Here is a 12,764-nt window from a genome sequence, read left to right as displayed (position 1 = left end):
GTCTGCTCACCCCGCGATGTGGACCGACGGACCGCCCCAGACGGCGATCGCGAAGATCAGGTCGATGAACATGGTGCAGATCAGGGCGGACCTGACGGCCTTGCCGACCGCGGCACCCACACCGGCGGGTCCGCCGGACGCGCGGAAGCCGTGGTAGCAGCAGATCGAGACGATCACGAGCGCCATCAGGATCACCTTCACCATCGCCAGGAAGATGTCGCTGGGGACGAGGAACGTGTCGAAGTAGTGCTGATAGGTGCCGGGCGGCTGGTCGTACCCGACCGTCACCACGAGATAGGTCGCCAGCCAGCACATCATCAGCGCGATCGCGAAGAGCGGTACGACGGCGATGAGTCCCGCGATGATCCGGGTCGTGACGAGGTAGGGGACCGGCGGGACCGCCATCACCTCGAGCGCGTCGATCTCCTCGCTGACCCGCATGGCGCCGATCTGGGCGGTGAAGCCCGCGCCGACCGTTGCGGTGAGGGCGATGCCGGCGATGATCGGTGCGACCTCGCGGGTGTTGAAGTACGCCGAGAAGAACCCGGACAGCGTCGAGACGCCGATGTTGTCGAAGGACGTGTAGGCCTGCAGGCCGACCTCGATGCCCGAGGCCGCCGTCAGGAACCCGATGACCAGCACCGTGCCGCCGATCAGCGCCAGCGCACCCGAGCCGAGCGCCACCTCGGCCAGGAGGCGCACGACCTCCTTCGGGTAGTGCTTCAGCGCCCGCGGCATGTGCGAGTAGGCGTTGCCGTGGAACGACAGCTGGTCGCCCAGGTTGCGCAACGCACCCGTCGGCTTCGCCAGGTGGCGGGAGACCTCGGCGCGGTTGATCGTGGCCATCAGGACGTCATCACTTTCAGGCACCCAGCTTGATCTGGAGGAACAGCGCGGAGATCACGCTGTTGGCGGCGAACAGGAGCATGAAGGCGAAGACCACGGTCTGGTTCACGGCCTCGCCGACACCCTTGGGTCCGCCCTTGGCGTTGAGGCCGAGGTAGCAGGCGGTGAGGCCGGCGAGCATCCCGAAGATCGCGGCCTTCGCCTCGGAGGCCAGGAAGTCGGGCAGCCCGACGAGCAGCGTGAGGTCGGAGAGGTAGAGGCCGGGGGTGGCGCCCTGCAGGACGACCGAGAAGAAGTACCCGCCGACCAGGCCGACCACGGTGACCATCCCGTTCAGCGCCACACCGACCAGGGTCGACGCCAGGACGCGGGGGACCACGAGTCGTTCGATCGGGTCGATGCCGAGGGTGACCATGGCGTCGATCTCCTCGCGGATCTTGCGCGACCCGAGGTCCGCGCAGATCGCGGTCGCGCCCGCTCCCGCCACGACCAGGACGCTCACGATCGGTCCGATCTCGCGCACCACGGCCACGGCAGCTCCGGCGCCGGCGAGGTCGACCGCACCGATCTGGATGAGCAGCTGGTTGACCTGGAAGATGATCACGACGCAGAACGGGATCGACACCAGTAGCGCCGGCCAGAAGGACACATTGGTGACGAACCACGCCTGCGAGATGAACTCGCGGAAGTGGAACTTGCGCGTGAACATCTGCTTGAAGACGGTCCCGACGAAGCTGTAGAAGTCACCGAAGGTGCCCAGCGTCCTGAACGGCATCGACGACCGCACGGCTTCCCGGGCGATCTGCCGGGCCTCGGGCGTCATGCCGTCGGGACCCGGGCGTTCCCGGACAGGCGCGAGCGTCATGCGGTGGCCCCGTGAGCGGAGCTGTCGACGACGTACAACGGAAGGCGGAGGGCAGCCGGTGCGGTCGGCGGCACGGCCGGCCGCACCGGCGCGATCGGGGAGAGCCGCTGGTAGGCGGCTCCGGGTGCGGGCCGCAGGTCGGCCTCGCCCTTGTTCGGCCACACGGCCATGGCCCGTTCGGCCTGGGCGGTGATGGTCAGGCTCGGGTTCACGCCGAGGTTCGCGGAGATCGCGGCACCGTCGACGACGTGCAGGCCCGGGTGGCCGTGGACCCGGTGGTAGGCGTCGATCACGCCGGTCTCGGTCGAGTCGCCGATGGGGCAGCCGCCGAGGAAGTGCGCGGTCATCGGGATGTTGAAGATCTCGCCGGTGCTGCTGTACGAACCGCCGTCGATCCGCTTGCTGATGTTGCGCACGACCTCGTTGCCGACGGGGACCCAGGTCGGGTTCGGCTCGCCGTGGCCCTGCTTCGACGTCAACCGGGTACGACGACCGGGCCGGCCCTTCTTCGGGAACACCGTGATCGAGTTGTCGTTGGTCTGCATGACCAGCGCGATGATCGTGCGCTCGGGCCACGAGCCGAGGCCGGCGATCGTCGAGATCAGCAGGCCCGGGTGGCGCAACGCCTGGCCGAGCCAGCGCAGCCAGCGCGGCGTGCGGCCGCCGCCGTCGGTCATCAGGGTCAGCAGCATCCCCATCAGGCCCGAGCCCTTGCCGTAGCGGACCGGTTCGATGTGGGTGACCGGGTCGGGGTGGATCGACGAGGTGATCGCGACGCCGTGGTGGAAGTCGTACCTGTCCTTGTTGCGCATCTTCGTGCTCGACGCACACAGCGCCTCGGAGTTGGTGCGGGTCAGGTAGCCGAGTCGCTCCGAGAGCCGCGGCAGGTCGCCGGAGCACTGCATGCCGTGCAGGAGCTCCTGGGTGCCCCAGGTGCCGGCCGCCATCACGACCTGGCCGGCGGTGACGGTCTCCTGGCGTCGGGCCGACCTTCCGGAACGGTGCGTCCGGACGTCGTACCCACCCTCGGGACGGGGGACGATCGCGGCGACGGTGGTTCGCTCACGGACCTCGGCGCCGGCCTTCTCGGCGAGGTAGAGGTAGTTCTTCAGCAGCGTGTTCTTGGCGTTGTGGCGGCAGCCGGTCATGCACTCGCCGCACTCGAGGCAGCCGTTGCGCTCGGGGCCGGCGCCACCGAAGTACGGGTCCGGGACGGCCTGGCCGGGCTGCTTCTCGCCGCCCGCGCCGAAGCAGACGCCGATCGGCGTCGGCCGGAAGGTGTGGCCGACCCCCATGTCGTCGGCGACCGCCTTCATCACCTCGTCGGACGCGGTCAGGGTCGGGTTGTCGACCACGCCGAGCATCCGCTTCGCCTGGTCGTAGTACGGCGCCAGCTCGGCCTTCCAGTCGGTGATGTGCCGCCACTGGGGGTCGTTGTAGAACGCGTCGGACGCGGGTTCGTAGAGGGTGTTCGCGTAGACGAGGGACCCGCCGCCGACCCCCGCGCCCGCGAGCACGACGACGTCGCGCAGCAACCGGATCCGCTGGATCCCGAAGCAGCCGAGCCGCGGTGCGAACAGGAAGCGGCGCACGTCCCAGGAGGTCTTCGCGAACTCGTCGTCGGCGAACCGGCGCCCCGCCTCGACCACGCAGACGCGGTAGCCCTTCTCGGTGAGCCGGAGGGCGGTCACCGATCCGCCGAAACCGGAGCCCACGACGACGACGTCGTAGTCGAGTTGGGTCGGGTCAGCAGGGGTCCGCGTTGGCATGGGGTCCATCTGACAGGTGGCGTGCGTCACGGCGCTCGTGGCAGCCGACCAAAGAACCACCGACCCGTTGTCCCCCTGCACAAAGACGCTGGACGTGGCTACGGTGGCGCCCATGGTGTCCAGCAAGTCCACGTCGTCCCACCTCGCGCCGTGGTTGCTCGGGTACATCGCCGAACAGGGCCAGCCCGAGCAGGTCGCCGCGTGGGTGGAACGGGTGAGCGGCGCGATCGTCTCGGAGATCCCCGAGGTCGCCGAGATCGAGGGGTTGGGCGACGCGATCAGCGTGACGGTCCGTGACCACTGGATCGCCTTCCTGGGTGACCTCGCCCAGCCCGAGCAGAACTTCCGTCTCGTCGACTCGGCCCATCGGCTGGCCGCAGAGGTCGCCGATCGCCAGGTGCCGCTGGAGATCCTGATCCGGTTCTACCGGGTCGCCCAGCAGGAGGTGTGGGGCTACGCGCGGGAGGTCGTCGCCGAGGCGCCGCCGGGCGAGATCGACCACGCCGAGCTGCTCATCCACTTCTGGAACCGCGCGGGCATGTGGCTCGACAGCTCGATCACGGCGTCGGTCGACGTCTACCAGGCGGCGCGCAGCCGGGTACTGGCCGGCGCTGCCGCGCAACGCTACGAATCGGTGCGCGCGGTCCTCGCGGGCGAGCTCGACGACCCCCGCGAGGCCTCGAGTGCGCTGGGTGGCTATCCGATCTCCGTGCACCACACGGCCTTCGTCCTGTCGGTGACCGATCCGGAACGGGCCGGCTCGCTCGAGTCACTCGCCCTGGAGCTCGCCCGCCATGTCGGCGCGGCCAACCCGCTGGTCGTCAAGCCGGGTGGGCGACAGCTGTGGATGTGGCTCGGCACCCGCGACGCGCCGGACCTGTCGCCCTTGGCGTCGACCACCGGGGGACCCGGGCACGAGAGCATCGCGGTGGGGGTCGGGTCCTCGACCACCGGCATCGCCGGATTCGCGGCCAGCCATCGCGAGGCGCTCGGCGCGCTGCGGGTGGCGACCCCCGACGCGGCCTCCTGGCTGACCCTCTACACCGACGTCGAGCTCCCCGTCCTGCTCGGCTGCTCGCCCGACGTCGACCGCTTCGTCGCCCGCCAGCTCGGACCGCTGACCGAGGAGGACGAGGGCACCCAGCGCATCCGCGAGACCTTGTCGGCGTACCTCGACTGTGGCGGCAGCGCCGAGGAGGCGTCCCGCCTCCTGGTCGTGCACCGCAACACGATCCGCTACCGCCTGGGCCAGGCCGAAGAGCTCCTCGGTCGCCCCATCGCGAAGCTCAGCCCCCAGCTCTCCATCGCCCTGCGCCACCACGAGCTCTTCCACCGGTAGGCACGAAGTGTGGGAAATGGGGGTCCGAAGTGTCAGCCCTCGAGGGTGAGGGCCAGGACGGGACAGGCCTGTACGGCGGCAAAGACGTGCGCCCGGTCGGCCTCCGGCGGGGAGTCGTCGAGCACCTGCACCAGGTCCTCGTCCTCGTCGACCTCGAAGTAGTCGTTGGCCATCGACTCGCACATCCCGAGGCCCTCGCACTTCGCCTTGTCGGCGTGGATCCTCATCACGCACCGACCCGGGAGCTCGGGGTGACGGGCACGAAGTCGACCTTCTCGCGGACACCGCAGTCAGGGCAGCACCAGTCGTCGGGGATGTCCTTCCACGCCGTACCGGCGGCGAAGCCCTCGAGCTCGTTGCCGATCTCGACCTCGTAGGTGTAGCTGCAGCCGGGGCACTTCGCGGCCAGCACCTCGTCGGTGAACGTGTGCGCCGTGACGTCCTCGAGGACCTCGTCCACGACCGCGACGGGGGCGGGGTACTTCCTCAGCAGCTTCTCGCGCTTGCTCGGCAGCAGGTTCGCGTGACGGATGTCGCCGTCGTAGTGGGCGACCACGCGCTTGTCCATCATCCGGCGGAACAGCGGCGGGAACATGGCGACGACGATCATCCCGGTGTAGCCGGTGGGCAGCACCGGAGCGTCCTTGAAGTCGCGCAGGGTCTGGTAGCGACGGGTCGGGTTCGCGTGGTGGTCGCTGTGGCGCTGCAGGTGGTAGAGCAGCACGTTCGTGGCGATGTTGTTCGAGTTCCACGAGTGGCTCGGCTGGACCCGCTCGAAGCGCTGCTTCTCCGGGGGCCCGACCTTCTGGCGCAGCATGCCGTAGTGCTCCATGTAGTTGACGACCTCGAGGAGCGAGAAGCCCATCACGGCCTGCAGGACGAGGTACGGCAGCAGCGCGAGCGGGTTGACGTCGTACGCGAGGCCGAGCCAGAGCATCAGGCCACCCCACAGGACCACGGACATCAGCCAGGCGTTGAGCACGTCGTTGCCGAGGTGGAACGGGTGGGTGCCCTTGCGCTGGTACCGCTTGGCCTCGAGGTGCCACGCGCTCGTCAGCGAGCCGCGGACGGTGCGCGGCAGGAACCGGTAGACGCTCTCGCCCATCCGCGAGCTGGCGGGGTCCTCGGGCGTTGCGACGCGGACGTGGTGGCCGCGGTTGTGCTCGATGAAGAAGTGGCCGTAGAAGGTCTGGGCGAGGGCGATCTTGGACGCCCAGCGCTCGACCGACTCTCGCTTGTGGCCCAGCTCGTGGGCCGTGTTGATGGCCACGCCGCCGACGGTGCCGATCGAGATGGCGAGGCCGATCTTGGCCGCGACCGACAGGTCGGCGGTGGCGAGGTAGGCCATGGCGAGGATGAAGCCGGTGTACTGCACCGGCAGGTAGAGGTAGGTCACCCAGCGGTAGTACCTGTCGTTCTCGAGGGCCTCGATCACCTCGTCCGGCGGGTTCGTGTCGTCGTACCCGGAGATCAGGTCGAGCACCGGGATGACGACGAAGAACATCACCGGCGTCAGCCACAGCCACACGGCCTGGTCGGTCGCGCGGTGCAGTGCGATGGCCGCCAGCGGCAGGGTCGGGACGACGAGTCCCAGCATCCACAGGTAGCGCTTCTTGTCCTTCCACCGCGGCGCGGTGCCTGCGGCGTCAGCTGCGACGTTCGTCATCGGGGGCCTCCTGGTTCGGGCAAACGGCCATGTCGCCGTATGCCCTCCAAGGTGTCACCGGAGCGAGGTCGTCATCTCAGGCCGCCCGCACAACGTTGCCGGGGTGCGTTGGCGAACTGCACAAACGGGGTCCAGGCGTCGGTCAGGCGTCCTGGAAGGCCTGTACGGCGGCCAGGTCGTACGAGCCCGCGTCGGTACCGACCCCCTGGGCCACCTGGGCGGCGGTCGCGCACCCGAGCGCTGCCGCCTCCGTGGCGGGCAGGCCGAGCGAGAGGCCGCGCAGGAAACCGGCGGAGAACGCGTCGCCGCACCCGGTCGTGTCGACGACGTCGATGGAGTACGCCGGAACCTCCGCCACGCCCTCGGCCTTGACGACCAGCGCACCACGGGCTCCCTGGGTCACCGCCACGCAACCGGCGCCGAGGTCGACCAGGGCGCGCGCGCCGTCCACCAGGGACGCCGCGCCCGTGAAGCCGAGGACCTGCTCGTCGTTGGGCAGCAGGTAGTCGGTGTGGGGCAGCGCTGCGCCGATCCACGCCAGCATGTCGGGGTCGCCCGGCGCCAGGATGTCGACCGAGGTGGTGATGCCGAGCGCGCGGGCGCGGGCCAGCAGCTCGCCGGCCGCGTCGCCGCCGAGGAACTCAGGCCCGCCGAGGTGCAGGTGCGTCACGCCGTCGAGTACGTCGGCCGGCAGGTCGTCGAGCGTGAACGAACCGTTCGCTCCGATGCAGTGCCACGCCGGCCGGTCGCCGTTCGGCCGCACGGGCAGCACCGATGCGGACGTCTGCGCCTCCGCCTTGCGGACCAGTCCGCCCGTGTCGACGCCCTCGCGGGCGAGGAGGGCGAGCAGCGTGTCGCCGACGGGGTCGGTGCCGACGGCGCCGTACGACCGCACCTGCGCGCCGAGCCGGGCCAGCACCACGGCCGTGCCGCCCGCCGTGCCGGCCGGCGACATCCGGATCGTCTCGACGAGCTGGCCGTCGGAGCCCGGGGGGATCGACTCGATGCCGAGCACGTGCGTGTCGAGGACGTGGACGCCGACGGCGGCGACCTGCATCGGGGCGTTGGGGGTGCTCATCAGATCTCCTGGGTGCTGCCGTAGCCGCGCTCGAGCGCGACCCGGATGACGTCGGCCTGTTGGTCGTCGGTGAGGACGCGCGGCGGGCCGAGGGCGCTGGCGCGGTGGTGCAGCTGGCACAGCCACTCGAGCAGCAGCGCGTTGTCGACCGCCTGGTCGAGGCTCCCGCCGATGCTCACCGAGCCGTGGTTCGCCAGCAGCGCCGCGCCCCGGCCGGCGAGGGCGTCGCGGACCGCTTCGGCCAGCTCCGGCGTCCCGAAGGTGGCGTACGGCGCCACGCGGATCGCGCCGCCGAGAGCGAGCTGTTGGTAGTGGAGCACCGGCAGCTCGTCGAGGACGCAGGCGACGGCGGTGGCGAAGGGAGCGTGGGTGTGGACGACCGCCCCCCGTTGTTCAGCCGGCCCGTCGGCGTACACGCCGAGGTGCAGGGCGAGCTCGGAGGTGGGCGCGAGGGTGCCCTCGACCACGCGGCCGGTGAGGTCGACGACGGTCACGTCCGCGGCGGTGCAGCCACCGAGGGTGACGCCGGTGGCGGTCACTGCTACCAGGTCACCTGACCGGGCGCTGACGTTGCCCGCCGTACCGATGAGCAGGCCGGCGTCGGCGAGGCGGCGACAGGCGTCGGCGACGCCGGCGCGCAGGTGGTCCGCGGTCATCGGCTCTTCGTGATGCGCTCGAGGTAGCCGGTCACCAGCTCGATGGCCTGGTCGAGGAGGAAGTCGTCGCCGCGCGGGTCGCGTTCGAAGGCCAGCTGGAACGCGCGGTCGCCCACTTCGACGGCCAGCTCGGCCAGGGCGGAGAGCTCGGCGGCGGTGAACGCGCTGGTGTCGAGGAGGTCGGCTGCGGCGGCCACGGCGAGGAGGTTCTCCGCGATCCGCTTGTTGTGGTGGCGGCCGTAGTCGTAGACGGCGTTGTTGGTGCGCCCGCGCATCCAGATCTGCATGAACGCGGGGCGGCGGTGGTAGACGGCGACGAACGCCCGCATGGAGGTCTCGACCAGGGAGGCGATGGTCAGGTCGGAGATCGCCGCGAGGTCGCGGGCGACCTGGTCGTCCATCTCGGCCATGTCGCGCTCGCACAGGGCGAGGAGCACTGCCTCCTTGTCGGAGAAGTACTGGTAGAGCGAGGCGACCGGCAGCTCGGCGGCGTCGGCGATCGCGCGGGTGGTGAGGCCGTCGATCCCGTCGACGAGCACGAGACCCGCCGTGGCGTCGAGGATCCGTTCGACCCGTTCGCGAGACCGGGCCTGCGTGGGCATCCGCCGGCGGCTCGGTGTGGCACCGGACGGCGGCTCGGTCGTTGACCTGTCGACGGGCGCAGCAGGGCCGGAAGTGATGGACGACGGCATGGGGGCAGTGTAGCCTCTGAACCCGAACCTGACACATATTCACTTTAGTCGTCCGGAAGACGTACGACGAAGGGCCGGGAGGTCACGATGAGCACCCCACGACTGGCGACTGATCCGGGCGCGTTCGCGCTGGGCAGGCGCGGCCTGTTCGCGGGCGGCGCCGCCGCCCTCGGGCTGCTCGCGACCGAGGCACTCGAGGCCGAGGTCAACGCCGCGACCCTGCAGGGACCGTTGCCGCCCAAGGTCGACGTGGTCGTCGTCGGTGGCGGGATCGCCGGGCTGGTCGCCGCCGCGCGGGTGGCGCGTAGCGGACGCTCGGTGCTGGTCGTCGAGGCACGCAACCGGGTCGGTGGCCGGGTGCTCAACCACACGCTCGGCACCGGCGGCACGATCGAGGCGGGCGGCGCCTTCATCGGCCCGACCCAGCGCTACATCAAGAACCTCGCGACCAGCCTCGGCGTCGCCACCTTCGACGAGTACGTCACCGGCAAGAACGTCTACATCTCCTCGCTGCTCGGCCGCCAGACCTACACCGGCACCGTCCCGCCCGACCCCACGATCCTGCTCGACGCGCTGCTCCTGCTGCAGAAGCTGAACGGCTACGCCAAGGGCATGTCTGTCGCAGCGCCGTGGACCCACCCGCGTGCTGCCGAGTGGGACCGGATCACCCTCGGTGACTGGATCCGTCGCAACACCCTGAACAGCCGCGGCGTCGAGTCGCTCATCAGGGCCTGGACGCAGCCCGGCTTCGGCTCCGATCCCGACCAGCTCTCGCTGCTCTACGTCATCCACTACATCGCCTGCTCCGGCGACGAGACCCATGTGGGCACCTTCGAGCGCAACTCCGACACCGTCAACGGCGCGCAGGAGAGCCGGTTCGTCGGTGGCTCCCAGCGGATCCCGCTCGCCCTCGCCAAGGGCCTGGGCAACCGGGTCGCGCTGAACGCGCCGGTGAGCCAGATCGCCCACGTCGACGGCCGGGTCCGCGTCCGCACCGCCCGCGGCGTGGTCTCCTGCCGCCGCGTCATCGTGTCCGCGCCGCCCAAGCAGGTGCTCGACATCGACTTCTCGCCGGGCATGCCGGCCGGTCGTCGTACCCTGCTGACGAAGATGCAGATGGGCCGCCTGATGAAGTGCGACGCCGTCTACGAGACGCCGTTCTGGCGCACCGACGGCCTCACCGGCTTCGGCATCTCCGACTCCGGCGCGGTCCGCGCCGCCTTCGACAACGGCGTGCCCGGCACCAGTCACGGCATCCTGCTGGCGTTCGTCGGCGGTTCGACCTGGGCGCAGTACGGCAACCTGTCGCTGGCCGAGCGCCGCAAGGCCGTGCTCGAGGGCTTCGCCCGGATGTTCGGCGAGAAGGCACTCCACCCGATCGAGTACACCGAGCACGACTGGACCCGCGAGCGCTGGACCCGCGGCGGCCCGGTCGCGATGTACCCGCCCAACGTGATGGCCACCTACGGTCGCCACATCCGCGCGCCGTTCGGGCGCGTGCACTGGGCCGGCACCGAGACCTCGACGTACTGGACCGGCTACATGGACGGGGCCGTCCGCTCGGGCAACCGGGCCGCCGCCGAGGCGCTGGCGAAGCTCTGATGCGCCGTACGACGCTCCTGGTCCTCGTCGCGCTCCTCGCCGCCGCAGGGTTGGTCCCGGCCACCGCTGCGGAGCGCGCCGTGGGGCACACACGGGTCTACGCGAAGGTCCCGTCGCCGGGCTTCCCGGCGTACGTCCACGTCCACACGAACGGCCGCGTCTACGCCGGCACCTACACGAACCCGAAGGGCGACGCCTTGCCCTCGCGGGTGTTCGAGTACGCCGCGTCCGGCGCCCCGCTGCGCTCGTGGACCGTCCCCGGCCAGGACCTCACCAAGCCGCGCGGCGTCCAGGTCGCGACCTCGGATGCGCGCGGCCGGCTGGTGCTGCTCGAGAAGTCGCGCAGTCGCGTGCTCACGCTCGACGTGGCGACCGGGCGGTTCGTGGTCCAGGCGACCCTTCCGGACCTGCCCGGCGGCGGCCACCCGATCCCGAACTACGCGGCCTGGGGTCCGGGCGGTGCGCTCTACCTGAGCGACTACGGGCAGGACGTCATCTGGCGCATCCCGGCCGCTGGCGGCACGCCGCGGGTGTGGCTGCGCTCCGCGAAGCTCGCCGGACTCGCGGGCTTCGGCACCACCGGCATCGTCTACGAGCCGGGGACGCGCTCCTTCCTGGTCAGCCAGCAGACGACCGGAGACCTGCTCGGGCTGCTGCGTGGACACCTGTACCGGATCCCCGTGCTGAGCAACGGTGCTCCCGGTGCGCTGCGGACGGTCTGGACGTCCGGGCCGCTGGACCTGCCCGACGGGTTCGGCATCGCTCGGTCGGGCAACATCTACCTCTCGCTGCTCGGTACCAACCAGCTGGTCAAGCTCAGCCCCGCGGGGAAGGTGTTGGCCAGGATGCGCGCCACGGGCTCGGCGGTCCCGTTCGACAGTCCGTCGAACGCGACCTTCCTGGGCACCCGGGTGCTGGTGGCGAACCAGTCGGCGATCCTCGGCAACACCAGCCACCACGTCATCCTCGACGTCGAGGTCGGGGAACGCGGAGCTCCCCTGTTCCTTCCGGCGCAGTCGACGCTGCGCTGACCCGCCGGGTCAGCCGCCACACCGACGGCAGGGCCAGCGCGGCCAGCGAGCTGAGGCCGATCACGGCGGCCACGACGACCAGCCAGCGGTCCGTACCGACCAGGCCGACGACCGGCCCGGTCAGCGCCAGGCCGAGCGGGCGACAGACGAACGAGCCGACGAGGTCGAACGCGTAGACCCGCGACAGCATGTCCTCGGCGACGTTCTCCTGGATCGCGAGGTCCCAGTTGACGCTGAACAGCTGCAGGCCGACGCCGTGCACCGCCGCACCGAGCAGCACCAGAGGCAACTGGTCGGCCAGCGCCATCGCGAGCGGGAACGCCGCGGTGAGCGACAGGAGCAGGACGCCCCACCGGAGCAGGAACGTCGGCCGCCACCGCAGCGCGACCAGCCCGCCGATCACGAAGCCGGCCATCATCGAGGCCAGCGCCCAGCCCCACGCCTCCTCGCCCCAGGTGTCGCCGACGACGATCGGGCCGAGCACGCCCTGCACCCCGCCGAAGCACAGGTGGTAGAGCAGCGCCTGCGTGATGAGCAGCCACAACCAGCTGTGGCGCAGCACCTCACGGGCGCCGTCGGCCAGCTCGCTGAGCAGCCGCTCGCGCTCGCCCCGGGACGGGGCAGCGACCCGGATCAGCGAGAAGAAGGCCGCGGCGAAGGCGTACGACGCCGCGTCGACGGCGATCGCCCAACCCGGCCCGGCGACGGCCACGATGATGCCGGCCACCGCGAACCCCACGGCGTACGACGTCTGGTTGGCCAGGCTGCGGACCACGACCGCGCGCGCCAGCAGCTCCGCGGGGACCGTGAAGCGTGTCAGCGAGTTCGACGCGGGCTGGGCGAGCGCACCGAGACAGCCGTTGAGCACCCCGATCAGGGTGAGGAACAGGATCGAACCGTGCCCGGTGATCAGCACCGTCGCGCAGATGGCCTGGCTGATGCAGGTGGCCGCGGCGGAGCCCTGCATCAGGAGCTGTCGCGGCAGCCGGTCCCCGAGCACACCGCCGTACAGGATGGTGACGACCTCGGCCGCGGAGAAGGCGGCGACGACGAGGCCGAGCTGGGTGGCGGACCCGCCGAGGTCGAGCACCGCGAACGCCAGCGCCACCGGGGCCATCGCCGAACCGAGGGCGCTGACGGTGACCCCGCCGACGAGCCAGCGGAAGTCGGGGATGCGGAGCGGAGAGGCGTGTGGACCGAGCACCCACGCAGCCTAGGTC

The 12,764-nt window shown here is 70.8% G+C and carries 12 protein-coding genes; 3 read left to right on the top strand and 9 right to left on the bottom strand.

Going from position 1 to position 12,764, the window contains the following annotated elements:
• Positions 1 to 6 precede the first annotated feature (6 nt).
• From ACOACQ_RS15005 to ACOACQ_RS14995, 3 genes are all read right to left on the bottom strand, one after another.
• Positions 7 to 846, bottom strand: a complete 840-nt coding sequence (locus ACOACQ_RS15005) for an MlaE family ABC transporter permease (protein WP_378598436.1) — start codon at positions 844 to 846, stop codon at positions 7 to 9.
• A gap of 16 nt (positions 847 to 862) precedes the next feature.
• Entirely contained in the window at positions 863 to 1,621 is a 759-nt protein-coding gene (locus tag ACOACQ_RS15000) for an MlaE family ABC transporter permease (RefSeq protein WP_378598555.1), read from the bottom strand.
• An 86-nt stretch (positions 1,622 to 1,707) separates the two neighbouring features.
• Positions 1,708 to 3,480, bottom strand: a complete 1,773-nt coding sequence (locus ACOACQ_RS14995) for an FAD-dependent oxidoreductase (protein ID WP_420288647.1) — start codon at positions 3,478 to 3,480, stop codon at positions 1,708 to 1,710.
• A 112-nt stretch (positions 3,481 to 3,592) separates the two neighbouring features.
• Here ACOACQ_RS14995 and ACOACQ_RS14990 point away from each other — a divergent pair, with 112 nt between their 5' ends.
• Positions 3,593 to 4,819 (top strand): PucR family transcriptional regulator, encoded by a 1,227-nt coding sequence (locus tag ACOACQ_RS14990; protein ID WP_378598430.1) that lies wholly within the window; start codon positions 3,593 to 3,595, stop codon positions 4,817 to 4,819.
• A gap of 32 nt (positions 4,820 to 4,851) precedes the next feature.
• Here ACOACQ_RS14990 and ACOACQ_RS14985 read toward each other — a convergent pair whose 3' ends face one another.
• The 5 genes from ACOACQ_RS14985 to ACOACQ_RS14965 form a co-directional block, all read right to left on the bottom strand.
• On the bottom strand, positions 4,852 to 5,046 hold the full coding sequence (locus ACOACQ_RS14985) for a ferredoxin (RefSeq protein WP_420288646.1): 195 nt from the start codon (positions 5,044 to 5,046) through the stop codon (positions 4,852 to 4,854).
• Positions 5,046 to 6,485: a fatty acid desaturase gene (locus tag ACOACQ_RS14980; protein ID WP_420288645.1), complete on the bottom strand. Its 1,440-nt coding sequence runs from the start codon at positions 6,483 to 6,485 to the stop codon at positions 5,046 to 5,048. Before ACOACQ_RS14980 ends, ACOACQ_RS14985 begins: the two co-directional genes overlap by 1 nt.
• 142 nt (positions 6,486 to 6,627) lie before the next feature.
• Complete coding sequence (locus ACOACQ_RS14975) at positions 6,628 to 7,563, bottom strand: carbohydrate kinase family protein (RefSeq protein ID WP_420288644.1); 936 nt, start codon at positions 7,561 to 7,563, stop codon at positions 6,628 to 6,630.
• Complete coding sequence (locus tag ACOACQ_RS14970; RefSeq protein ID WP_378598417.1) at positions 7,563 to 8,219, bottom strand: class II aldolase/adducin family protein; 657 nt, start codon at positions 8,217 to 8,219, stop codon at positions 7,563 to 7,565. The genes ACOACQ_RS14975 and ACOACQ_RS14970 overlap by 1 nt, the downstream gene beginning before the upstream one ends.
• On the bottom strand, positions 8,216 to 8,911 hold the full coding sequence (locus tag ACOACQ_RS14965; protein ID WP_378598414.1) for a TetR family transcriptional regulator: 696 nt from the start codon (positions 8,909 to 8,911) through the stop codon (positions 8,216 to 8,218). The genes ACOACQ_RS14970 and ACOACQ_RS14965 overlap by 4 nt, the downstream gene beginning before the upstream one ends.
• 87 nt (positions 8,912 to 8,998) lie before the next feature.
• On the opposite strand from ACOACQ_RS14965, the gene ACOACQ_RS14960 reads away from it, so the two are divergent.
• The gene (locus tag ACOACQ_RS14960) at positions 8,999 to 10,513 is read left to right on the top strand and encodes a flavin monoamine oxidase family protein (RefSeq protein WP_378598411.1); all 1,515 of its coding nucleotides are present in this window, start codon (positions 8,999 to 9,001) and stop codon (positions 10,511 to 10,513) included.
• Positions 10,513 to 11,544 (top strand): SMP-30/gluconolactonase/LRE family protein, encoded by a 1,032-nt coding sequence (locus ACOACQ_RS14955; protein WP_378598409.1) that lies wholly within the window; start codon positions 10,513 to 10,515, stop codon positions 11,542 to 11,544. Before ACOACQ_RS14960 ends, ACOACQ_RS14955 begins: the two co-directional genes overlap by 1 nt.
• On the opposite strand, the gene ACOACQ_RS14950 is transcribed toward ACOACQ_RS14955, so the two are convergent.
• A complete protein-coding gene (locus ACOACQ_RS14950; protein WP_378598407.1) occupies positions 11,474 to 12,748 on the bottom strand; it encodes an MFS transporter in 1,275 nt (424 codons plus the stop codon). The genes ACOACQ_RS14955 and ACOACQ_RS14950 overlap by 71 nt on opposite strands.
• Positions 12,749 to 12,764 lie beyond the last annotated feature (16 nt).

This window comes from Nocardioides sp. CPCC 206347 (genome assembly GCF_048654605.1).
Classification (GTDB): domain Bacteria; phylum Actinomycetota; class Actinomycetes; order Propionibacteriales; family Nocardioidaceae; genus Nocardioides.
Note: the sequence above shows the minus strand (reverse complement) of the source record. Positions and strands in the feature narration are given on the sequence as shown.